This is a genomic window from Massilia sp. Root418, assembly GCF_001425265.1.
GTDB lineage: Bacteria > Pseudomonadota > Gammaproteobacteria > Burkholderiales > Burkholderiaceae_D > Rugamonas.
This window is the reverse complement of record NZ_LMEC01000001.1, coordinates 1,285,624-1,306,090: the sequence shown is the minus strand read 5'-3', so window position 1 is coordinate 1,306,090 and position 20,467 is coordinate 1,285,624. Positions and strand designations below refer to the sequence as shown.

Below are 20,467 nucleotides of genomic sequence, written 5' to 3'. Positions count from 1 at the left end.
CCGCTCCGGGCTTCCAGTGTTCGGCTGCGCACATACAGTAGCGGCCGCGCATGCCATAGTCGGTCCGTGCCGACCAACCCTGGAAAGGATGCATCATGAATATCGATACCGTTGTGGACAAGGAATACGTGGGTAAGTGCTTCCGCGAGCTGGCGGATGCGCCGGTGAGCGCACTGAAGGGCGTGAGCGCCAACGATGCCAAGGCGCTGGCCAAGGCGTTCAATATCAGCACGGTGCGCCAGCTGGCGCAGCTGGATTTCGTCAAGTGGGCGCAGGCCATCACCATCCTGGCCGACCACGAGCAGGAGACGCCGGCCCAGATTGCCAAGGAAACCTTGCTCGACGACGCCGTGGAAATGACGTTCCCGGCCAGCGACCCGATTTCCGTCGACGCCGGCATCACCCGCATCGAAGTGGCGCCGGAGAAGGTGGACGCGCATAGCGACCACCAGCACGCGGCCAAGGTGGAACAGTCGACCGAGGAAGGCGCCGCCAAGGAGTCCGCCGCCGCGCACTAAACGCGCGCGGCAGGGCCGCGCAGTACGGGACCTTGCAGCACGGGACCGCGCTGCCAGCCCGGGCAGGCTGCGCGCGGCGCTCACGCTGCCGTCGCGCTGTGGATGGCGGGGCGGCTGGGAACGAACGTGTCGGTGGCGGCAGATTCCGGCTGTGCCGCGCAATGGCGGTTCTTGCCGCCGCGCTTGGCGTCGTACAGGGCCTGGTCGGCCTTCTCTATCRGCGCCTGCACATTGTCGGCGTGTTCGGGGTAGAGCGCGATGCCGATGCTGGTGGACAGCTGGAGCGTCAGCGGGCCCACCTGGTACGGTTCCGACACCACTTCAATCAGCTTGGAAGCCGGCTCCTGGGCGTCGGCCAGGCTGCCCACTTCGCCCAGCACGATGACGAACTCGTCGCCGCCGACGCGGGCCACGGTATCTTCCTTGCGCGAGGAACCGACCAGGCGGCCGGCCACCAGCTTCAGGATCTCGTCGCCGCAGGCGTGGCCATGGGTGTCGTTGATGGCCTTGAAGCCGTCCAGGTCCAGATACATCACGGCGGCCTTGTGCTGGTGGCGCGCGGCATGCTGCAGGGTGGTGGCGATGCGGTCTTCCAGCAGGCGGCGGTTGGGCAGCCCGGTCAGCGGGTCGTGCAGCGCCAGTTCCTGCTGCTGCTTGCTGTATTGGGCCAGTTCCTTGTACAGCAGGCGCACTTCCAGCATGTTGTGGATACGCTTGTGCACTTCCAGCAGGTCGAAGGGCTTGCTGATGAAGTCGCGGGCGCCCGCTTCCAATGCGGCAATCTTGAAGCTGGGCTGGGCGGTCAGCGCCAGCACCGGCAGATAGCCGTCCTGTTCAATTTCCTTCAGGCCTTTCATGACCTGGAAGCCGTTCAATTCCGGCATCTGCAGGTCGAGCAGGATCAGGTCGTAGCAGTGCTGGCGGTGCAGCCCGCAGACCTGTTCCGGCAGCATGGTGGACGAGACATTGCTATAGCCGGCATCGCGAAGGATTTCGAGCATCAGGTCGATATTGTCGGCGCAGTCGTCCACCACCAGTATCTTGGCGTTCAAAATCTCGTCCGGGCTAGGCATAGTAATGTCTCTTGAAAACAGTTGGGGCGGTCATGATCTTATGCTCTGAGTTTAACAAAGGATAGCAGCGTTGCTTGTAGGACAGCGCCGCGTCGTCAGGTAGGAGCGCAAGTTATTCCCTATGGAAAATATAGTTTCTCCTTAGAAAAAATTACCGCTTTTGTGCCGCCAACGCAACAGCGCGCACCAGTTCCGCCGGTTCCACCGGCTTGGACACGTGGTCGCGGAAGCCGCATTCCAGCGCCCGCAGCCGGTCTTCCGAGCGGGCGAAGGCGGTCAGCGCGATGGCCGGCACCGCGCCGCCGCGCGCCGCGCCCAGTGCCCGCACCTGGGCCAGCAGCTCGAAGCCGTCCACGTCCGGCATGCCGATGTCGCTTACCAGCAGGCCGGGCCGTTCCCGTTCGACCAGCCGCAGCGCTTCGGCCGCATTCGCGGCCGTCATGACGGTCGCGTTGCAGTCACTTAGTATGCGCTTGATCAGGTCTCTTGCGTCAATTTCGTCGTCCACCACCAGCACGCGCATGCCGCCCAGGTCGCGCAAGCCGCCTTCGGCCGGCGCCGGCGGCAGCGTGGGCAGCTGGGCCGCCTGGGCGCGGCTCTGGCGCGCGCCGCCGCTGGGCGCGGTGGCCAGCGGCAGGCTGACCGTGAAGCTGGCGCCGTGCCCTTCGCCCTTGCTGCTGACCGAGACCGTGCCGCCATGCTGCTCCACCAGGTGCTTGACAATGGACAGGCCCAGCCCCAGGCCGCCGTGGCGGCGCGTGGTGGTCGAGTCGGCTTGACGGAAGCGCTCGAACACGTGGGCCAGGAATTCCGGCCGGATGCCGATGCCGGTGTCGGCCACCGTGATGGCCACGTGGCCCTCGGCCTCGCTGACGGCCACCCGCAGCGCGCCGCCTTTTGGGGTGAACTTGATGGCATTGGTCAGCAGGTTCCAGATCACCTGCTGCAGCCGGCTCGGGTCGGCCGCCACCTGCCCGGTGCTGTGGAAGTCGCGCTCGATCTGGATGCTCTTGGCGTCAGCCGCCGGGCGCACCGTCTCGATGGCGGCGTCGACCACCGTCAGCGGCGACAGGGTTTGCATATCCAGCAACACCTTGCCGGAGGTGATGCGGCTCATGTCCAGCAAGTCCTCGATCAGCTGGGCCTGGGCGCGCGCGTTGCGCTCGATGGTCTGCAGGCCGCGGTGCAAGTCGGCTTCGTCGCGGCTGCCGCGCCGCAGCACTTGCGCCCAGCCCAGGATGGCGGTGAGCGGGGTGCGCAGCTCGTGCGACAGGGTGGCCAGGAATTCGTCCTTCATCTGGCTGGTGCGCTCGGCCTCGGCGCGCGCGCTGCGCTCGCTGTCCAGCAGGATCTTGCGCTCCTCGGCCGCCTGCTGGGCAGCCTCGTACAGGCGCGCGTTGTCGATCGCCACGGCAGCCTGGGCCGCGATGCCGCCCACGATGCGCTCGGTGCGCTCGTTGAACATGCGCGGCTCGGGGTGGCCGAAGAACAGCGAGCCGATCACTTCGCCCGAGCGCGACACCACCGGCACCGCCAGGTAGCTGCGCACGGCCGGGTGGCCGTTCGGTACGCCCCGGTGCGGCGCGTTCTGGCCGTAGCGCGGGTCGCGCAGCAGGTCGTCGCTGCGCAAGGTGCCTTCGCCGCGCATGCTGGGGCCGAACAGCGCGGTGGCGCGCGGGTGCGGAAAGTGGGCGAACGCTTCCGGCGGCAGGCCGGACAGGCTGTACAGGGTGAGCACGCCGCCGTCGGCGCTGGTGCTGTTGTAGAAAAAGGCGCCGAAGCGCGCGCCGCTGATGCGGGTGGCGGCGTCCGTCACTTCCTGCAGCAGCGAGCGCAGGTTGCGCTGGGATGCCAGGGCGTTGCCAGTGGCGTTCAGCAGTTCCAGGATGGCGCTCTCGTCGCGCAGCGCTTCCTGCACCCGCTTGACCTGGTCTACGTCGGTACTGGTGCCGAACCAGCGCACCAGCCGGCCGGTGCTGTCACGCACCGGATTGGCGCGCGACAGGAACCAGCGGTAGTGGCCGTCCGCGCCGCGGATCGGAAATTCCATCTCGAACGGGCTGCCGGTGCGCAGCGCTTCCTGCCAGTGCTGGCGGATCAGCGGCAGGGTGTCGGGGTCGTAGACTTCGTCCCAGCCGCTGGCCGGCGCCTGGTCGCGCGGCAGCCCGGTGTATTCGTACCAGCGCTCGTTGTACCACGCCACGGTGCCGTCGAAACGGGCGATCCAGGCCAGCTGCGGGATGGAGTTGGCCATGGCCTGCAATTCTTCCTGGCTCTGGCGCAGGGTGTTTTCAGCGGCCTTGCGGTCCGAAATGTCCTGCACCATGCCGGTCATGCCCAGCACGGCGCCATCCTCGCCGTAGTTGCCGTGGCCGACCACGGACAGCCAGCGCCGTTCGCCGCCGGCGCGCTCGATGCGGCATTCGACGCTGAAGTCGGTGCGCTGTTCGAAGGCCTCCAGGAAGGCGGCGCGGGCCGGGGCGCGGTCTTCTTCAAAGATGTGCTCGCTCAACGCCTCCCAGGTCAGGCAGGTCTCGTCCGGCAGGCCGAGCAGTTCGGCGGCGCGCCGGCCCAGGGTCACCCGGTTGCTGCCGGCGTCCCACAGCCAGTCGCCCAGCTTGCCGGCCGCCAGCGCCACCTGCAGGCGGTTGGCGCTTTCGCGCAGGGCGCGCTCGTCGAGCTTGCGCTTGGTGATGTTCTGGATGGAGCTGGTCAGCCCCTCGGCGGACGGATAGGCGCGCACGTCCAGCCACATCTTGCGCGGCAGGTAGTACAGTTCGAAACTGGCGGTCTGCTGGGTTTCCATGGCGCGCCGGAACTGCGCTTCCATCACCGTGCCGCACAGTTCGGGATAGGCCTCCCACAGGTTGTTGCCCAGCGCGTGCTGGCCGCCGCTTTCCTGCGGGTGGATGATGTTGGCGGCCTGCGGGTTGATGTAGGTGACGGTCCAGTCATGGTCGAGCACGATGAAGCCGTCGGTAATGCTTTCCAGGACGGTTTTCAGGCGCTCGTTCGAGCGGCGCAACTGTTCGCGCGCCTCCTGCATCTCGTGCTCGGCGCGCTGGCGTGCCAGCAGTACGCTGTTGGCGCTGCGCATGGCGCCCGAGTGCATGCGCGCTTCCTCTTCTTTGTCGAGCTTGGCCACTCAGGCTCTCCCGGAAGTCGGCGCCTGTGCCGCGCAATGGTGGGATTCACAGTAAATCATCGGTATCTGCATCAAGGGACGGCCGAACCGGGCCGTGTCCTCATTGTAGCCGTCTTGTGCGCTTTACAACCGCACCGTTGGGAGGCGCGCAGCAGCGCTGGCCAGCACCTGGCGCAGCTGATCGATCTCGTAGGGCTTTTGCATGGACACGGCGGGGAAGTCGAGCTGGCTGGTAAAGCTGCTGCCGTAGCCTGAGGCGAACACAACCTGCAGCTGCGGCTGGCTGCGCAGCGCGCTGCGCGCCAGCTCCACGCCGGACATGCCGGGCAGGCTGACGTCGCTGAACAGGATGCCGTAGCGGCTTTCCCGCAGCATGGCCAGGGCCCGCTCGCCGTCGCCGGCAGCGTCCACCTCATAGCCCAGCGCGCGCAGCATTTCGCACACCAGGTAGCGCGCGTCGCCATTGTCTTCCACCACCAGGATGCGGGCCGGGGCGGACTGGGGCGCCTGCTCTTGCCGGCTGTCCAGCGTCTCCGCCGGGGCCGCTGCCAGCTGCATGGCGCACAGCACCCCGCGCACCGCGCCGGCTTCGTCGCGCAGCGGGGTGTAGTGCAGGTCCAGCAGCAGTTCGGTGGCCGCGCCGTCGCGCCACACGGGCAGCTTCTGGCCTGGATAGGCCAGCGCCGCACCGCCCCAGGCCGCTTCCATTGCGGCATGGTTCCAGCCGAACACGGGCGGCTGCATGGTGGGCACGGCGCCGCCCGGCACCGATTCGGCGCGCACGCCCATCAGCGCGGCGTAGGCCTTGTTATATAAGAGGATTTTCTCCGGCCCCCACGCGATGGCCATGGCCAGTGGGCAGTTAAGCAGAATGTCCACCGAAAGCCGGAGGCAGGCCGGCCAGGCTGCAGGCAGGCCCAGCGCGGTACGGGACCAGTCCAGGGGCGGCAGGGTATGCAGGCTAATGCTGTCTTGTTGTGTCATCCGGGGCGCCCGTCGTTGCGAATTTGACTATTGAGCTGATGCTACACTAGCGCAGGGCGAAAAAAAAGCCCGCTGCGGGAGCGGGCTGAATCTATTTCCGGTGAGGAGAATAGAGGAGACAGGTGCAACTATGCAACATGCCGTACGGGAAATCCAATTGCCGTTCATGATGAACACTATCAGCTTCATGAATGAAAGTCCGGCAGCGATTTCCCTCTGGACAAGCAGAATGGATATGCCTATAATCTTGCTTCTTTCGACGGGGAACCAGAGAAAGAAAGCGAAAACTGCAAGTTATCAGCGGTTTGCGATGCGGCTGTAGCTCAGCTGGATAGAGTACTTGGCTACGAACCAAGGGGTCGTGGGTTCGATTCCTGCCAGCCGCACCAGTTTGTTGTAGTAAAATGCGCTGATCGTAAAGCGCGTTGCAGTAAGCAGTATCTGTAATGACAATGCGGCTGTAGCTCAGCTGGATAGAGTACTTGGCTACGAACCAAGGGGTCGTGGGTTCGATTCCTGCCAGCCGCACCAGTCTTGCCGATGTGTTTATTGATGTGTTGTATCGTTGTATTGATGTGATGTAGTTTGCGGCTGTAGCTCAGCTGGATAGAGTACTTGGCTACGAACCAAGGGGTCGTGGGTTCGATTCCTGCCAGCCGCACCAGTTTGTCAGTTGTACCGTTGTGAGATGTACCAGCAGTAAGACGCGGCTGTAGCTCAGCTGGATAGAGTACTTGGCTACGAACCAAGGGGTCGTGGGTTCGATTCCTGCCAGCCGCACCAGAATACGAGGGCCAGATCGGAAGATCTGGCCCTTTTCGTTTTGCGCTCCTGTTATGATTTGCTGAAATGGCAATCCCGGGAGCCTGCATGACCATCATCACCTGCATCGAAGACTTGCGCGTACTGGCGCGCAAGCGCGTGCCGCGCATGTTTTACGACTACGCGGACGCCGGTTCGTGGACCGAGTCGACCTACCGCGCCAACAGCAGCGACTTCCAGGCCATCAAATTCCGCCAGCGGGTTGCCGTCAACCTGGAAAACCGCAGCCTGGCCAGCAGCATGGCGGGGCAGGCCGTGTCCATGCCGGTGGCGCTGGCGCCGACCGGGCTGACCGGCATGCAGCATGCCGACGGCGAAATCCTCGCCGCGCGCGCCGCCGAAGCCTTCGGCGTGCCGTTCACGCTGTCCACCATGAGCATCTGCTCGATCGAGGACGTGGCCGCGCACACCAGCAAGCCGTTCTGGTTCCAGCTGTACGTGATGAAGGACCGTGAATTCATCAACCGCCTGATCGACCGGGCCAAGGCCGCGCGCTGCTCGGCGCTGGTGCTGACGCTGGATCTGCAGGTGCTGGGGCAGCGGCACAAGGATCTGCGCAACGGCCTGTCGGCGCCGCCCAAGCCCACGCTGGCCAATCTGATCAACCTGGCCGGCAAGCCGCGCTGGTGCCTGGGCATGCTGGGCACCAAGCGGCGCGGCTTCGGCAACATCGTCGGCCACGCCACGTCGGTGTCGGACCTGTCCTCGCTGTCGGCCTGGACCAGCCAGCAGTTCGACCTCAGCCTGTCCTGGAAAGACGTGGAGTGGATCAAGCAGCGCTGGGGCGGCAAGCTCATCATCAAAGGCATCATGGATGCGGAGGACGCGCGCCACTGCGTGGAGGCGGGCGCCGATGCGCTGATCGTGTCCAACCATGGCGGGCGCCAGCTGGACGGCGCGCAGTCCTCGATCGGGGCGCTGCCCGCCATTGCCGAGGCGGTCGGCAAGCAGATCGAAGTGCACATGGATGGCGGCATCCGCTCGGGGCAGGACGTGATCAAGGCGCTGGCGCTGGGTGCCAAGGGCGTCTACATCGGGCGGCCTTTCCTGTACGGGCTGGGCGCGATGGGCGAGCAAGGCGTGACGCGCTGCCTGGACATCATCCGCAATGAACTGGACCTGACGATGGCATTCTGCGGCCTGCGCGACGTGGCGCGGGTGGACCAGAACATCCTGCTGCCAGGCAGCTATCCCACGCCGTGAAAGGTGAGCCATGACCCCTCCCGCTGAACTTCTCACCGCCGCGGCGATCGCGGCCATGCCGGGCAATGCCAAGGCGCATTTGCTGAACCCGGAGGCGACCAGGGTGTCCAAGTCCCTGGGCGCCGCCACCGGCTTGAGCGCGCTGGGCTTTCATCTGATGACGGTGCCGCCCGGACGCGCGTACTCGGAATACCACCGCCACCTGTACGAGGAGCAGTGTTTCTACATCCTGTCCGGCAGCGGCGCCGCGGTAATCGACGAGCGGCGCTGCGCCATCGGGCCGGGGGATTTCCTCGGTTTTCCCCGCAACGGCGCCGCGCATACCATCGAAAACACCGGCAGCGAGCCGCTGGTGATGCTGTCGGCGCGCACCAACCTGGAGCAGGACGTGTGCGATTACCCGCGCCTGCGGAAACGCCTGTATATGAACGGCACCGACGAAGCCGTGGTCGACTACGCCGACATCCTGTCCATTTCCCCCAACTGAGCCACCACTGAGGAACGCATGCTAGACCACGCCCCCGGCCATATTTTTCCATCCGAAGACGCGCTGCCGCTGGCGCCCAGCCAGCGCCTGCACCTGATCCTGCTGGGCGTAGACAGCGTGGCGCGCTCGGCGGCGTTTTATGAGGCGCTGGGCTGGCGCAGATCGCCCACCGGCAATGACGGTTTCGTGAAATTCGACCTGGGCGGCTACGCGCTGTGCCTGATCAGCCGCACCGACCTGGCCAGGGATGCGCTGGAGCCGGCGCCGCAGCAGTCCGGCTTTTCGGGCATGGCGCTGATCCACCTGGCGCCCAGCGCCGAAGACGTGCCGCGTATCCTGGCGCAGGCGGCTGCGGCCGGCGGCAGCATCGTCAAGCCGGCCACGCGCACGCACTGGGGCATCGCCGGCTACTTCAAGGACCCGGACGGGCATTTGTTCGAGGTGGACTATGAGACGGTGTGGGCGTTCGACGAGCAGCACCGGCTGATCGTCGACAAGGTGAACTGATCTAGCGCAGCGCGCCGCCTCCGCCTTTGCAGGCCAGCCCGTATTGGGTGGCGGTGCAGCCGAGCTGGACACATTTGGCGGCGTGATAGCCGGCGGCGCGGCACTGCCGCAGCGTTTCCTTGAGCGGGTCGTTGCGGTCGGCCTTTTCGCTGGCGTACCGGGCCTGGGCAGCGGCGGCGGCTGCCTTAGCCTGCGCGGGCGCTGTGGCTACCCTGGCCGCCCTGGCTGCCCTGGCTGCCCTGTCTGCCTTGGTTGCTTTGGCTGCCGCCGTGCGCTGGCGCTCGCGCAGCGTGCCGCCGGCCGGCTTGTCTGCCGCATCCGCTGTCTCGGCCACCGGATTTTCCGCCGGAAGCGGCGCCGGCGCAGGGGAGGGACCGGCGGCTGACGATGGGGCCGGAACTGCAGTCATGGCCGGAGCCGAAGCCAGGGTGGGGGCAGCGGCTGCGGCGGGAGCGGCAGGTATCGCGGGGGCCGGGACCGGAGCGGCGGCGACAGGCGCGGCCTGCGCCGGGGCTGCTTGCGCTGCCGGCAGCGGGGCGGGCCTGGCCTGCCGGGCCGGGATGGGCGCCTTGGCCAGCACGGACAACGTCTTGTCGTCCTTGTTCTCGTTGTACAGCCACAAGCCGGCGCCCGCAATGGCGAGCATGGCAAGGATCGCGGTTGTGCCGGTGGCTGCGCGGCGGCCCCAGCGTTCGAACCAGTCCGGCTCGTCCTCCTGCGCCGCATAGGCAGGTTCGCTCGGGATCTTCCATTCCGGCAGCGGGACGGAAGACCATGGATCGGGCGGCGGGGGCGCGGCCTGCGCCGTCCACGCGTCGGCCGCCGGCTCGGCGCGCCCGTGGGGCTGCTGCGTCGGCTGCGGCGGCAGTTCCTGCTGCGCGAACTCGGGCGGCGGCGGGGGAGTGGCACGCGCGGGCTGCGGCGGCCGGGGCGGCAGCGGGGGGCGCGGGTGGCTATCGCCTATGTCTTCCAACAGCTGAGCTTTCATCAATCAGGCCTGCAAATCTCTTGTCAATCAAAGATACTAGCGGATCTGAATCGGCAGCGGTGCGCGCTTGCGCGGCGAACTGCTGTGTTAGTCTGCTGAAATATTCTTATAAGAATGGACCTAAACCATGTGGAAACAAACCTCGGCCATACTGGCGGGCTGCCTGGTGCTGTGCGCGCTGCCGGCTGCCGCGCAAAGCGACCCCGAACTCGCCAAATCGCTGGGCGGCAACGAGATGGGAATGAAAAAGTACGTGCTGGTCATCCTGAAGACCGGCCCCAGGAAAATGCCCGCCGGCGCCGAGCGTGACGCCATGTTCAAAGGCCACTTCGCCAATATGCAGCGGCTGTCGGACGACAAAAAACTGGCGGTGGCCGGTCCCTTGGATGGCGTCGACGGCTGGCGCGGCGTGTTCGTGATGGCGACGGCCGACATCGAGGAAGCAAAGCAGCTCGTGGCCACCGACCCGGTTATCATCAACGGCGAGATGGTCGCCGAGTATCACGTCTTTTTCTCATCGGCAGCCTTGATGGCCGTGGGCGACATCCATAAGAAGATTTCCAGGCAATGAGCGTCGCCAGTGTGCTGGGCGGCGCGCTGATGTGTGCCGCGGGCGCGGCGCAAGGCGCGCTGCCTGATCTGAAAAACATGCATGACGCCGAGGTGATGCAGAACGCCTGCAAGCCCGCCGAGCAGCGCCGCCTGCAGCGAGAAGCTGCAGCGCTGGCGGGCAGCGAGGCGCCCGCCCAGGCGGCGCGGCTGGTGCGGGAAGTGCTTTGCGGCACAACGCCGCAGTCGCGCGCCTATGTGATGGCGCACACGGCGGCAAAGGTGGCCAGCACGGACGAGGCCACCGGCGACACCGAACCGGCGCGTCCGCGCATGCTCCCCGCGCGCTCGGTGCAGCCGGCGCAGATGCGGGCCTGGAGCGCAACGGTCGAGCAGGGCGACGTCGGTATCCGCGTGGTGTTTTATCCTGACGAAGGCGCTTGCATTCAGAGCTTCTCCATGGCCTGCCGCCGCAGCGAGTGGAAGATTACTGCCATCAGCCAGGCCTGCGACTGAGCTACGGCTTGACGCTGATCAAACTTGCAGGCGGCTTCCAGGCGCATAGTGGCTGGAGCTTGCTTGACAGGGAGACGCGCATGTCCGATGCTGAAACGCCCGATGATCGCGCACGCGATTTGGAGAGACGCATGCACTCCGCCGAAACCGAGCTTGCCCTGATCCGCGCCACCATGGCGACCAAGCAGGATATTGCCGAGCTGCGCGGCGCGATGAATGCACGTTTCGCCAGCATCGAGGCACAGCTCCCGCACTTCGCCACCAAAGCCGAGCTCAAGGATGAAATCGACAAGCTGCGGACCTGGATGATAGGCGTTGCCATTGGCCTGTTTTTCTCGCAGGCCGGCATGAGCATCACCTTGTTCTTCCTCTTGAAGGAAGCAATCCGGGGGCACTAACCCACGACGTTTGCCGGCTTGCCCGCCGCGAAGGCCTCGATGTTGTCGATCAGCTGGTCGGCCAGGATCTGCATGGCTTGCGTGCTGGCCCAGGCGATGTGCGGGGTCAGGATGAAGTTGGGCAGGTGCAGGTTGAGCAGGATGTTGTCGTCCGGCGGCGGCTCTTTCACCAGCACGTCGAAGCCCGCGCCGGCAATCACGCCGGTGGTCAGCGCCTTGGCCAGGGCAGCCTCGTCCACCAGCCCGCCGCGTGCGGTGTTGATCAGCAGCGCGGAACGCTTCATGCGTTCCAGCTCGGCGGCGCCGATGAGGTTGCGGGTCTGCTCGTTCAGCGGCGCATGCAGGCTGAGCACGTCCGAGGTTTCCAGCAGCTCGTCCCAGGACACGTTGCGCACGCCGTCCTCCTGCACCGGCGTGCGCTTGTGCACCAGGATCTCCATCCCGAACGCGCGCCCCAGCCGCGCGACCGCCTGTCCCAGCGCGCCATAGCCCAGCAGGCCCAGCTTGCTGCCGGCCAGGTCGGTAATGGGATAGTCGAACAGGCAGAACTTGTCGGACTTTTGCCATTTGCCGGCCTGCACGTCGGCGCGGTAGGCCAGCAGGTTGCGGCGCAGCGCCAGGATCATGGCGAAGGTGTGCTCGGGCAAGGTGGCGTAGGCGTAATTGCGGATGTTCGAGACCACGATGCCGCGCCCGCGGCAGGCGGCAAGGTCGATGATGTCGGTGCCGGTGGCAGCCACCGCGATCATCTTCAGTTCCGGCAGCTGCGCCAGTGTGTCGGCGCGCAGCGGCACCTTGTTGGTGATGGCAATGCTGGCCCCGGCCAGGCGGCTGGCCGCGTCCGCCGCGGTGGTGGCCGCGTATTCGGTCCAGCTGTGGCTGAAGCCGGGGCGGCGCACATTGGCGATCAGGCTTTCGCGGTCGAGGAAGACGATGTTGTGATTGTTCATCAGGCGGCCTGCTGGGTGAGGGAAGTGGGGGGCGTGGTGCGGATGCGCATGCCGGGATGGGCGGCGAAGTGCTCGGCCACCCACTCGACAAATACGCGCACCTTGGCCGACAGGTGGCGGTTCTGCGGATACACCACGTGGATCGGTATCGGGTCGGTGAGCCACTCGGCCAGCACCTGCACCAGGCGGCCGTCGTGCAGGTATTCTTCCAGCGCGAAGTCGGTCATCTGCACGATGCCCAACCCGGCCAGGCCGGCCGCCACATAGGCATTGCTGTCGTTGAGCGCGATCACGCCGGGCAGCGGCATCTGGATGCGCTCGCCGTTCAGGGTGAAGTCCCAGTCGAAGATCTTGCCGGTCTTGGCGGAAAAGTAATTCACGCAGCGGTGGCGCAGCAGCTCGCGCGGGTGGCGCGGCACGCCGTAGCGCGCCAGATAGGAAGGCGCGGCGCAGGTGACGAAGCTGAGCACGCCGATCCGGCGCGCGATGAGGGCTGAGTCGCTCAGGATGCCGCCGCGCACGGCGCAGTCCACGCCTTCCTCGATCAGGTCCACCGGGCGGTCGCTGCAGCCCAGCTCCAGCGTGATGTCCGGGTAGCGCTCGAAAAAGTCGGGCAGGGCCGGCACCAGCACTTCGCTGGCCAGGCCGGTGGGCGCGTCCACCCGCAAGCGTCCGCTCGGGCTGAGCTTGGTGCGCGAAAGCGACTCCTCGGCCTCGCGCACGTCCGACAGGATGCGCAGGCAGCGCTCGTAATAAGCAGCGCCGTCGGCCGTCACGCTGATCTGGCGCGTGGTGCGGTGCAGCAGCTTGACCGCGAGCGCGCTTTCCAGCGCTTGCACCAGCGTCGAGACGGTGGCTTTGGGCAGCTGCATGTTCTCCGCCGCGCGCGTGAAGCCTCCGGCATCGACCACCTGCACGAACACTTCCATTGCTAGCAGTTTGTTCATCTATTTCCTTATTGTTCCAGATCCTGAACAATCAATTCGACTTCGACCCATTTATCGGATTGTAGATCAAGACTATAGTTCATGCATGCAGAAATGTAACGCAGTGCCACTAGGAGTCAGATCATGAAACATCGGGATGGAATCTTTGCAACGATCGCGTTAGCGCTGAGCTCGTTCGCCTTGGCCGGAATGATGTATACCGACGTCTACCTGGCGGCGGCCGGCACGGAAGCCCGTGGCGTGAACGCGCTGACCCACGAGGTCATCGGCGGCGGCATGGTGGCCAGCGCGGACGCCTTGGCCAAGACTAATTCTGCGGCGGTGCAGCAATGATGGATCCGGTGCCAGCACAGTTGAAGATGCGCGATATCGAAGTGGTCGGGGCCCATGGCCCGCTGGCCGCCCGGCTGTACAGCGGCGCCTTTTCGGGGGCGCCCACGGGCAAGCGCGACACGCTGATCGTCTTCTTCCCTGGCGGCGGCTTTGTCAGCGGCGACCTGGAAGAGGCCGACGAGTTCCTGCGCGGCCTGGTCAGCTGCAACTCCGGCTACCTCGTGCTGGCCAGTAATTACACCCTCGCCACCACCAGCCCCTTCCCGGCGGCGGTGGAGGATGCCCACGCCGTGCTGCTGTGGGCGAAGAAGAATAAAACCAAGCTGGGCTGGAGTGGCAAGCGCCTGCTGGTGGCCGGCATTGAAGCCGGCGCCAACCTGGCCGCCGTCAGTTCGCTGATGTCGCGCGACCGCGGCGGCCCTGCGCTGTCCGGCCAGATCCTCATCATGCCCATGCTGGACCCGGGCCTGTCGAGCAGCTCCATGCGGGAGCTGCCGACATGCACCGACAAGGCCAAGGCGGCCGACGTATGCGCCGCCGGCTACCGCGGCTACCTGCCCAATGTGGCGGACCGCACCCATCCTTACGCCTCGCCGCTGCAGTCGAGCCGGCTGAAGAACCTGCCGCCGGCGCTGATCCTGTCGGGCGAGGACGACCCATTACGCGACGAAGCTGAACAATACGGCACCAAGCTGATTTCCTGCGGGATCAAGACCACGGTGCGGCGCTTGCCCGCCGCGCCCGTCTCGGACGTCGAGGCGCGCAACGAATGCGCGTGCAAAGTGTTTGCCTTGAGTGAAATCGCCTGCTTCATTGCCGGCCTGGATGGGACGGAGCCGCCGGTGTCATGAATAACTAAACTAAAACGTTTACATATTATCTGGCTGCCAGTATATTTGTAGACGGGAGACTTTTCAACTAGTAACAAATTTCCGTGCCTTGTGCGCGGTAGGGCCGTCTTGTCCCAAGGTATTGCAGCGACAAGCGGTATCGCCGTATCTATTAAAAATTTTCATACAAAAAGGGATTAATATGAAAAACGAGAAAAATTTCAGCACCTTGCTGCGCCCTCTGGCCGCCGCAATGGTTGTAGCAGGGTTGGCAGCCATCAGCCTTGCAGGATGCGATACCGCTAACGGCAAGACCGCCGAGGCGCCTGCCGCCGGCGGCCCGCCAATCTCCGCCGCCGCCGTGGTGGAAAAAAACATCACCGAAACCCAGGAGTTCTCGGGCCGCCTGGAAGCCATCGAGCGCGTGGAAATCCGTTCCCGCGTGAGCGGCTTCATCACCGCGGTGAACTTCAAGCCGGGCAGCGAAGTCAAGAAAGGCGACGTGCTGTTCCAGATCGACGCCCGTCCTTACCAGGCTGAACTGAGCCGCGCCGAAGCGGCCGCCAACTCGGCGCGCGCCAAGGCCGACCTGGCCAAGCTGGAACTGGCCCGCGCCGAGAAGTTGCTGGCCGACAAGGCCATCGCGCAGCGCGAATACGACGAGAAAGCCTCCGGCCTGAAAGAGCTGGACGCCAACGCCCGCGCCGCCGCCGCGCAAGCCGACGCGGCGCGCCTGAACGTGGCCTACACCCAGGTGGTGTCGCCCATCAACGGCCGCGTGTCGAAAGCCGAAATCACGCTGGGCAACCTGGTGGACGCTTCCGCCGTGCTGACCTCGGTGGTCTCGCTGGAGAAAATCTACGCCAGCTTCGACGGCGACGAGGACACCTATCTGCGCGTGGGCACCGCCGCCACCAAGGGCCAGCCGGTCACCGTCAAAGTGGGCCTGGCCAACGAAACCGGCTTCCCGCACGAGGGCAAGCTCGAATTCGTGGACAACCAGCTCGACCCGCGCAGCGGCTCGGTGCGCATGCGCGCCACCTTCGCCAACGCCGACAACGCCCTGGTTCCCGGCCTGTTCGCCCGCGTGCAGCTGGAAGGCGCCGGCGCCGGCAAGCCTGCGCTGCTGATCAACGACCGCGCCGTGGGCACGGACCAGAACCGCAAGTTCGTGTTCGTGGTCGGTGCCGACAGCAAGGCCGAATACCGTCCTGTCACCCTGGGCCCGCAGATCGACGGCCTGCGCGTGGTGCGCGACGGCCTGAAGCCGGGCGAGAAGATCGTGGTCAACGGCCTGCAGCGCGTGCGTCCCGGCTCCCCGGTGACGGCGGAAATCGTGAAGATGGACTTCGATCCGCTGGCCCCGGCCCCGGCCAAGCCTGAAGCTAAAAAAGAAGAAAAAGTCGCTGCCGCCGCCGCCAAGGCCGGCAGCACTTCGAAGCAGTAACTTCGAAAGAATAAGAAGGAATAATCTATGAACTTTTCACGCTTCTTTGTCGATAAACCGATCTTCGCGGCGGTGCTATCGATCATCATTTTCGTCGGTGGATTGATCTCCATCTTCAAGCTGCCCATATCCGAGTATCCGGACGTGGTGCCGCCCTCCGTGGTGGTGCGTGCCCAGTATCCGGGCGCCAATCCGAAGATCATTGCCGAAACCGTGGCCGCGCCGCTGGAAGAGCAGATCAACGGCGTTGAAAACATGCTCTACATGTCGTCCCAGAACACCTCGGACGGCGCCCTGGCGCTGACCGTGACGTTCAAGATCGGCACCAATGTGGAACAGGCCGAAACCCAGGTGCAGAACCGCGTCCAGCGCGCGCTGCCGCGCCTGCCGGAAGAGGTGCGCCAGATCGGCGTGACGACCGTCAAGTCCTCGCCCAACCTGACCATGGTGGTGCACTTGCAGTCGCCCGACGGCCGCTATGACGACTTGTACCTGCGCAACTACGCGGTGCTGAACGTGAAGGACCAGCTGGCCCGCATCAATGGCATGGGCGAAGTCCAGCTGTTCGGTTCCGGCGACTACGCCATGCGCGTCTGGCTCGATCCGCAGAAAGTCGCGGCGCGCAACCTGACCGCCGGCGACGTGGTGGCGTCCATCCGCGAGCAGAACGTGCAGGTGGCAGCCGGCGTGATCGGCCAGGGCCCGTCCAAGGACGCGGACTTCCAGCTGACCGTGAACACGCAAGGCCGCCTGCAGACCGTCGAGGAATTCGGCAACATCATCGTCAAGACCAACGCCGACGGCGCTGTCACCTTGCTAAAGGATGTGGCGCGCCTGGAAATGGGCTCGAACTCCTACGCGCTGCGCTCCCTGCTGAACAACAAGTCCGCCGTGGCCATCCCGATTTTCGAAGCACCGAACGCCAACGCGCTGCAGCTGTCCTCGGACGTGCGCGCCAAGATGGCGGAGCTGTCGAAAGATTTCCCGGAAGGCGTCGAATACAGCATTGTGTACGACCCGACCCAATTCGTGCGCGAGTCGATCGACTCCGTGATCCACACCCTGATCGAAGCGATCGTGCTGGTGGCGCTGGTGGTGATCATCTTCCTGCAGACCTGGCGCGCATCGGTGATTCCGCTGCTGGCCGTGCCGGTGTCGGTGGTGGGCACCTTCGCCGTGATGATAGGCTTCGGCTTCTCGATCAACACGCTGTCGCTGTTCGGCCTGGTGCTGGCCATCGGTATCGTGGTGGACGATGCCATCGTGGTGGTGGAGAACGTCGAGCGTAACATCGCCAACGGCCTGAGCCCGCGCGACGCGACTATCCAGGCCATGAAAGAGGTGAGCGGCCCGATTATCGCCATCGCCCTGGTGCTGTGCGCCGTGTTCGTGCCGATCGCCTTCGTGGCGGGCCTGACCGGCCAGTTCTACCGCCAGTTCGCGCTCACCATCGCCATCTCGACCGTGATCTCGGCATTCAGCTCGCTGACCCTGGCCCCGGCCCTGTCGGCAGCCCTGCTGAAACCGCACGACGCGCCGAAAGACGCGCTGACCCGCGGCATGGACAAGATCTTCGGCCGCTTCTTCGCCTGGTTCAACCGCTTCTTCGGCCGCGCGTCGGACAAGTATGAAGTGGGCGTGAAGGGCGTGCTGCGCCGCAAATCGGCTGCCGTGGGCGTGTACGCGCTGCTGGCCATCGCCGCCGTGTTCATGTTCAAGGCCGTGCCGTCGGGCTTCGTTCCCGCGCAGGACAAGCAGTACCTGGTGGGCTTCGCCCAGCTGCCGGACGCCGCCTCGCTGGACCGCACCGACGCCGTGATCAAGAAGATGTCCGCCATCGCCAAGGAAATCCCCGGCGTGGAAGCCAGCGTGGCGTTCCCCGGCCTGTCGATCAACGGCTTCACCAATGCGCCCAACTCGGGTATCGTGTTCACCACGCTCAAGCCCTTCCACGAGCGCAAGGACAAGAGCCAGTCGGCCGAAGCCATCGCCGCTGAAATCAACAAGCGCATGGGCGCCGTGCAGGACGCGTTCGTGATGGTGTTCCCGCCGCCGCCGGTCAATGGCCTGGGCACCATCGGCGGCTTCAAGATGATGCTGGAAGACCGCGGCAACGTGGGCTACGACGAGCTGTATAAAGCCAGCCAGGCGATGCAGATGAAAGCATGGGGCAATCCGCAGCTGCAAGGCGTGTTCTCCAGCTTCCAGATCAACGTGCCGCAGCTGTTCGCGGACGTGGACCGCACCAAGGCCAAGCAGCTGGGCGTGCCGCTGGCGACCATCTACCAGACCTTGCAGATCAACCTGGGTTCGCTGTACGTGAACGACTTCAACCAGTTCGGCCGCACCTACCAGGTGCGCGTACAGGCTGACGCCCCGTTCCGTTCGCAGGCCGAGCAGATCGCCCAGCTGAAAGTGCGCAACGACAAAGGCGAGATGATCCCGCTGTCGTCGCTGATGCGCGTGAAGGACAGCTATGGCCCGGACCGCGTGCAGCGCTACAACGCCTACGTGTCGGCCGACATGAACGGCGGCCCGGCGCCCGGTGTATCGTCCGGCACGGCGCAAGCCATCTTCGAGCAGATCGCCAAGGAAACTCTGCCAAAAGGGATAGCCTACGAGTGGACCGATTTGACTTACCAGGAGATCCTGTCCGGTAATACCATGATCTACGTGTTCCCGCTGTGCGTGCTGCTGGTGTTCCTGGTGCTGGCCGCGCAATACGAGAGCTGGACCCTGCCGCTGGCGGTGATCCTGATCGTGCCGATGTCCATCCTGTGCGCCCTGATCGGCGTGAAGGTCACCGGCGGCGACAACAACATCTTCACCCAGATCGCGCTGTTCGTGCTGGTGGGCCTGGCGTCCAAGAATGCCATTCTGATCGTGGAATTCGCCCGTGAACTGGAAGACCATGGCCGTACCGTGCTGCAGGCCGCCCTGGAAGCCTGCCGCCTGCGTCTGCGTCCGATCCTGATGACGTCGATCGCCTTCATCATGGGTGTCGTGCCCCTGGTGTTTTCGAGCGGCGCCGGTTCGGAAATGCGCCACGCCATGGGTGTGGCGGTGTTTGCCGGCATGCTGGGCGTGACTTTCTTCGGCCTGTTCCTCACGCCGGTGTTCTACGTCCTGCTGCGTACCCTGGCCCAGCGCCTGGAGAAAAAATCCACCGTCGCTGAAACCGCGACCGTGAAACTGGAAGGGACTCACTAATGAATATGATCGCAAAGGGTGTGGCTCCGCTGGTTGCAGCTCTGCTGCTGACAGCCTGCGCCGCGCCGCAATTCAAACAGCCCGACATCGCCGTGCCGACGGCGTTCAAGGAAGGCCAGGCCTCGGCCAACGCGGTGCAGACCGCCCCCGACGGCACCCGCTGGAAGCAGGCGCAGCCCGCTGAACAGCAGCCGCGCGGCGAGTGGTGGCTGGCGTTCAACGATCCGGCCCTGAACCAGCTGATCGCCGAAGCCACCAAGGCCAACGCCAACCTGGCCGTGGCGGCCGCCCGCGTGAAGCAGGCGCGCGCCATCGCCGGCATCGCCGAAGCGGACCGCATTCCGCAAATCGGCGTGGGCGTGGGCGCCCAGCGCGCCCGCTCCTCGGCGCAGTCGCTCGGCCTGCCGCAAGGCACGCCGGTGGCGCCGCAGACCAGTTACACGGCCAGCCTCACGGCCAGCTATGAAGTGGACCTGTTCGGCCGCGTTTCCTCCGGCGTGGACGCCGCCCGCAGCGACGCCGCTTCCGTGGAAGCGACCTACCGCTCGGTGCTGCTGTCGGTGCAGGCCGACGTGGCGCAGACTTACTTCCGCCTGCGTGCCACGGACGCCGAACTGGCCACCCTGGCGCAAACCGTGCGCCTGCGCGAAGAAAACGTGAAGGTCAACCAGCGCCGCTTCGACCTGGGCGACATTGGCGAATTCGACCTGTCGCGCGCCAAGACCGAACTGGCCACCTCGCGCGCCGAAGCCATCGGCCTGCAGCGCACCCGTGTCACCACCGAGCACGCGCTGGCCGTACTGCTGGGCAAACCGGCGGCCGACTTCACGGCCGGCGTGAGCCCGCTGCTGGATTCGTCGCTGCTGCCCGCCATCCCGGCCGGCCTGCCGTCGGCGCTGCTGGAACGCCGCCCGGACATCGCCGCCGCGCAGCGCGCCATGGAAGCGTCCAACGCCCGCATCGGCGTGGCCCGCGCGGCCATGTTCCCGGCGCTGAACATCAACGCCAGCGGCGGCGGCGCCGCCGGCACGTTCTCGGAAGTGTTCAAGTGGAGCAGCCGCTCGTGGCTACTGGGCGCGCTGATGTCCATGCCGCTGATCGACGGCGGCCGCAACAAGAACAACGTGGTGCGCAGCGAAGCGGCGCTGGAAGAATCGGTTGCCGGCTACCGCCAGAGCGTGCTGACCGCGTTCGCCGAGGTGGAAGACAACCTGGCCGGCCTGCGCATCCTGTCCGGCCAGACCCAGGAAATCGACGACGCGCTGGTCTCGGCGCGCCGCTCGGCCGACCTGGCGCAGAAGCTCTACACGGCCGGCCGCTCCAGCTACCTGGACCTGCTGGACGCGCAGCGCAACCTGGCCAGCGTGGAACGCAGCGCGGTGCAGCTGCGCGGCAACCGCGCCGTCACCACCGTGGCGCTGATCCGCGCCCTGGGCGGCGGCTGGGATGCCGCTGCACCGCTGGCGGTTGCCTCCAAGTAATTTGAGTTAGTCCTATACCGGTAGTTCTCGTTTTGCCCTTGACGGCGCCAGTGATGGCGCCGTTTTTTTTATGCGAATT

General features: G+C 65.5%; 18 protein-coding genes and 4 tRNA genes. 16 read left to right on the top strand and 6 right to left on the bottom strand.

Going from position 1 to position 20,467, the window contains the following annotated elements:
• Nucleotides 1–95 precede the first annotated feature (95 nt).
• Entirely contained in the window at nucleotides 96–518 is a 423-nt protein-coding gene (locus tag ASC94_RS05465; RefSeq protein WP_056391769.1) for a hypothetical protein, read from the top strand.
• An 80-nt stretch (nucleotides 519–598) separates the two neighbouring features.
• Here ASC94_RS05465 and ASC94_RS05460 read toward each other — a convergent pair whose 3' ends face one another.
• The 3 genes from ASC94_RS05460 to ASC94_RS05450 all read right to left on the bottom strand — a co-directional run bounded on the left by ASC94_RS05460 (nucleotide 599) and on the right by ASC94_RS05450 (nucleotide 5,720).
• The gene (locus ASC94_RS05460; protein WP_082616188.1) at nucleotides 599–1,591 is read right to left on the bottom strand and encodes a diguanylate cyclase domain-containing protein; all 993 of its coding nucleotides are present in this window, start codon (nucleotides 1,589–1,591) and stop codon (nucleotides 599–601) included.
• Nucleotides 1,592–1,742: 151 nt separating this feature from the next.
• Complete coding sequence (locus ASC94_RS05455; RefSeq protein WP_056391762.1) at nucleotides 1,743–4,736, bottom strand: ATP-binding protein; 2,994 nt, start codon at nucleotides 4,734–4,736, stop codon at nucleotides 1,743–1,745.
• 123 nt (nucleotides 4,737–4,859) lie between these two features.
• Nucleotides 4,860–5,720: a response regulator gene (locus tag ASC94_RS05450; protein WP_056391759.1), complete on the bottom strand. Its 861-nt coding sequence runs from the start codon at nucleotides 5,718–5,720 to the stop codon at nucleotides 4,860–4,862.
• A gap of 312 nt (nucleotides 5,721–6,032) precedes the next feature.
• On the opposite strand from ASC94_RS05450, the gene ASC94_RS05445 reads away from it, so the two are divergent.
• The 7 genes from ASC94_RS05445 (at nucleotide 6,033) to ASC94_RS05415 (ending at nucleotide 8,739) form a co-directional block, all read left to right on the top strand.
• Nucleotides 6,033–6,109 (top strand) — tRNA-Arg (locus ASC94_RS05445).
• 65 nt (nucleotides 6,110–6,174) lie between these two features.
• Nucleotides 6,175–6,251 (top strand) — tRNA-Arg (locus ASC94_RS05440).
• A 56-nt stretch (nucleotides 6,252–6,307) separates the two neighbouring features.
• Nucleotides 6,308–6,384 (top strand) — tRNA-Arg (locus ASC94_RS05435).
• A 42-nt stretch (nucleotides 6,385–6,426) separates the two neighbouring features.
• Nucleotides 6,427–6,503 (top strand) — tRNA-Arg (locus ASC94_RS05430).
• Nucleotides 6,504–6,590: 87 nt separating this feature from the next.
• Nucleotides 6,591–7,745, top strand: a complete 1,155-nt coding sequence (locus ASC94_RS05425; RefSeq protein ID WP_056391758.1) for an alpha-hydroxy acid oxidase — start codon at nucleotides 6,591–6,593, stop codon at nucleotides 7,743–7,745.
• Between the two features lie 10 nt (nucleotides 7,746–7,755).
• Nucleotides 7,756–8,232 carry a cupin domain-containing protein gene (locus ASC94_RS05420; protein WP_056391757.1) on the top strand — a complete coding sequence of 159 codons (477 nt, stop codon included), beginning with the start codon at nucleotides 7,756–7,758 and terminating at the stop codon, nucleotides 8,230–8,232.
• A gap of 18 nt (nucleotides 8,233–8,250) precedes the next feature.
• Nucleotides 8,251–8,739 (top strand): VOC family protein, encoded by a 489-nt coding sequence (locus tag ASC94_RS05415; RefSeq protein WP_082616184.1) that lies wholly within the window; start codon nucleotides 8,251–8,253, stop codon nucleotides 8,737–8,739.
• Nucleotide 8,740: 1 nt separating this feature from the next.
• Here ASC94_RS05415 and ASC94_RS05410 read toward each other — a convergent pair whose 3' ends face one another.
• On the bottom strand, nucleotides 8,741–9,727 hold the full coding sequence (locus ASC94_RS05410) for a hypothetical protein (RefSeq protein ID WP_157201286.1): 987 nt from the start codon (nucleotides 9,725–9,727) through the stop codon (nucleotides 8,741–8,743).
• 127 nt (nucleotides 9,728–9,854) lie between these two features.
• Here ASC94_RS05410 and ASC94_RS05405 point away from each other — a divergent pair, with 127 nt between their 5' ends.
• Genes ASC94_RS05405 through ASC94_RS05395 form a run of 3 tightly spaced genes read left to right on the top strand, consistent with a single transcriptional unit; the run spans nucleotide 9,855 to nucleotide 11,190 of the window.
• On the top strand, nucleotides 9,855–10,298 hold the full coding sequence (locus tag ASC94_RS05405) for a YciI family protein (RefSeq protein WP_056391751.1): 444 nt from the start codon (nucleotides 9,855–9,857) through the stop codon (nucleotides 10,296–10,298).
• Nucleotides 10,295–10,792 carry a hypothetical protein gene (locus ASC94_RS05400; RefSeq protein ID WP_056391749.1) on the top strand — a complete coding sequence of 166 codons (498 nt, stop codon included), beginning with the start codon at nucleotides 10,295–10,297 and terminating at the stop codon, nucleotides 10,790–10,792. The genes ASC94_RS05405 and ASC94_RS05400 overlap by 4 nt, the downstream gene beginning before the upstream one ends.
• A gap of 8 nt (nucleotides 10,793–10,800) precedes the next feature.
• Entirely contained in the window at nucleotides 10,801–11,190 is a 390-nt protein-coding gene (locus ASC94_RS05395) for a hypothetical protein (protein ID WP_157201285.1), read from the top strand.
• Here ASC94_RS05395 and ASC94_RS05390 read toward each other — a convergent pair.
• On the bottom strand, nucleotides 11,187–12,140 hold the full coding sequence (locus ASC94_RS05390; RefSeq protein ID WP_056391742.1) for a D-2-hydroxyacid dehydrogenase: 954 nt from the start codon (nucleotides 12,138–12,140) through the stop codon (nucleotides 11,187–11,189). The two genes, ASC94_RS05395 and ASC94_RS05390, sit on opposite strands and share 4 nt — an antisense overlap.
• The gene (locus tag ASC94_RS05385) at nucleotides 12,140–13,087 is read right to left on the bottom strand and encodes a LysR family transcriptional regulator (protein ID WP_056391740.1); all 948 of its coding nucleotides are present in this window, start codon (nucleotides 13,085–13,087) and stop codon (nucleotides 12,140–12,142) included. Before ASC94_RS05385 ends, ASC94_RS05390 begins: the two co-directional genes overlap by 1 nt.
• A 123-nt stretch (nucleotides 13,088–13,210) precedes the next feature.
• Here ASC94_RS05385 and ASC94_RS31540 point away from each other — a divergent pair, with 123 nt between their 5' ends.
• The 5 genes from ASC94_RS31540 to ASC94_RS05365 all read left to right on the top strand — a co-directional run bounded on the left by ASC94_RS31540 (nucleotide 13,211) and on the right by ASC94_RS05365 (nucleotide 20,388).
• The gene (locus ASC94_RS31540) at nucleotides 13,211–13,420 is read left to right on the top strand and encodes a hypothetical protein (protein ID WP_082616182.1); all 210 of its coding nucleotides are present in this window, start codon (nucleotides 13,211–13,213) and stop codon (nucleotides 13,418–13,420) included.
• Nucleotides 13,417–14,271 carry an alpha/beta hydrolase gene (locus tag ASC94_RS05380; RefSeq protein ID WP_373888095.1) on the top strand — a complete coding sequence of 285 codons (855 nt, stop codon included), beginning with the start codon at nucleotides 13,417–13,419 and terminating at the stop codon, nucleotides 14,269–14,271. The genes ASC94_RS31540 and ASC94_RS05380 overlap by 4 nt, the downstream gene beginning before the upstream one ends.
• 181 nt (nucleotides 14,272–14,452) lie before the next feature.
• Nucleotides 14,453–15,697, top strand: a complete 1,245-nt coding sequence (locus ASC94_RS05375) for an efflux RND transporter periplasmic adaptor subunit (protein ID WP_056391734.1) — start codon at nucleotides 14,453–14,455, stop codon at nucleotides 15,695–15,697.
• Between the two features lie 27 nt (nucleotides 15,698–15,724).
• Nucleotides 15,725–18,907: an efflux RND transporter permease subunit gene (locus ASC94_RS05370; protein ID WP_056391731.1), complete on the top strand. Its 3,183-nt coding sequence runs from the start codon at nucleotides 15,725–15,727 to the stop codon at nucleotides 18,905–18,907.
• Nucleotides 18,907–20,388 (top strand): efflux transporter outer membrane subunit, encoded by a 1,482-nt coding sequence (locus tag ASC94_RS05365; protein ID WP_056391728.1) that lies wholly within the window; start codon nucleotides 18,907–18,909, stop codon nucleotides 20,386–20,388. Before ASC94_RS05370 ends, ASC94_RS05365 begins: the two co-directional genes overlap by 1 nt.
• Nucleotides 20,389–20,467 lie beyond the last annotated feature (79 nt).

Coding starts and splice junctions, on each gene's coding strand:
- ASC94_RS05365 (WP_056391728.1), top strand. CDS start 18,907: ATGAATATGATCGCAAAGGGTGTGGCTCCGCTGGTTGCAGCTCTGCTG.
- ASC94_RS05420 (WP_056391757.1), top strand. CDS start 7,756: ATGACCCCTCCCGCTGAACTTCTCACCGCCGCGGCGATCGCGGCCATG.
- ASC94_RS05465 (WP_056391769.1), top strand. CDS start 96: ATGAATATCGATACCGTTGTGGACAAGGAATACGTGGGTAAGTGCTTC.
- ASC94_RS05405 (WP_056391751.1), top strand. CDS start 9,855: ATGTGGAAACAAACCTCGGCCATACTGGCGGGCTGCCTGGTGCTGTGC.
- ASC94_RS05450 (WP_056391759.1), bottom strand. CDS start 5,720: ATGACACAACAAGACAGCATTAGCCTGCATACCCTGCCGCCCCTGGAC.
- ASC94_RS05425 (WP_056391758.1), top strand. CDS start 6,591: ATGACCATCATCACCTGCATCGAAGACTTGCGCGTACTGGCGCGCAAG.
- ASC94_RS05385 (WP_056391740.1), bottom strand. CDS start 13,087: ATGAACAAACTGCTAGCAATGGAAGTGTTCGTGCAGGTGGTCGATGCC.
- ASC94_RS05400 (WP_056391749.1), top strand. CDS start 10,295: ATGAGCGTCGCCAGTGTGCTGGGCGGCGCGCTGATGTGTGCCGCGGGC.
- ASC94_RS05370 (WP_056391731.1), top strand. CDS start 15,725: ATGAACTTTTCACGCTTCTTTGTCGATAAACCGATCTTCGCGGCGGTG.
- ASC94_RS05380 (WP_373888095.1), top strand. CDS start 13,417: ATGATGGATCCGGTGCCAGCACAGTTGAAGATGCGCGATATCGAAGTG.
- ASC94_RS05410 (WP_157201286.1), bottom strand. CDS start 9,727: ATGAAAGCTCAGCTGTTGGAAGACATAGGCGATAGCCACCCGCGCCCC.
- ASC94_RS31540 (WP_082616182.1), top strand. CDS start 13,211: ATGAAACATCGGGATGGAATCTTTGCAACGATCGCGTTAGCGCTGAGC.
- ASC94_RS05390 (WP_056391742.1), bottom strand. CDS start 12,140: ATGAACAATCACAACATCGTCTTCCTCGACCGCGAAAGCCTGATCGCC.
- ASC94_RS05415 (WP_082616184.1), top strand. CDS start 8,251: ATGCTAGACCACGCCCCCGGCCATATTTTTCCATCCGAAGACGCGCTG.
- ASC94_RS05375 (WP_056391734.1), top strand. CDS start 14,453: ATGAAAAACGAGAAAAATTTCAGCACCTTGCTGCGCCCTCTGGCCGCC.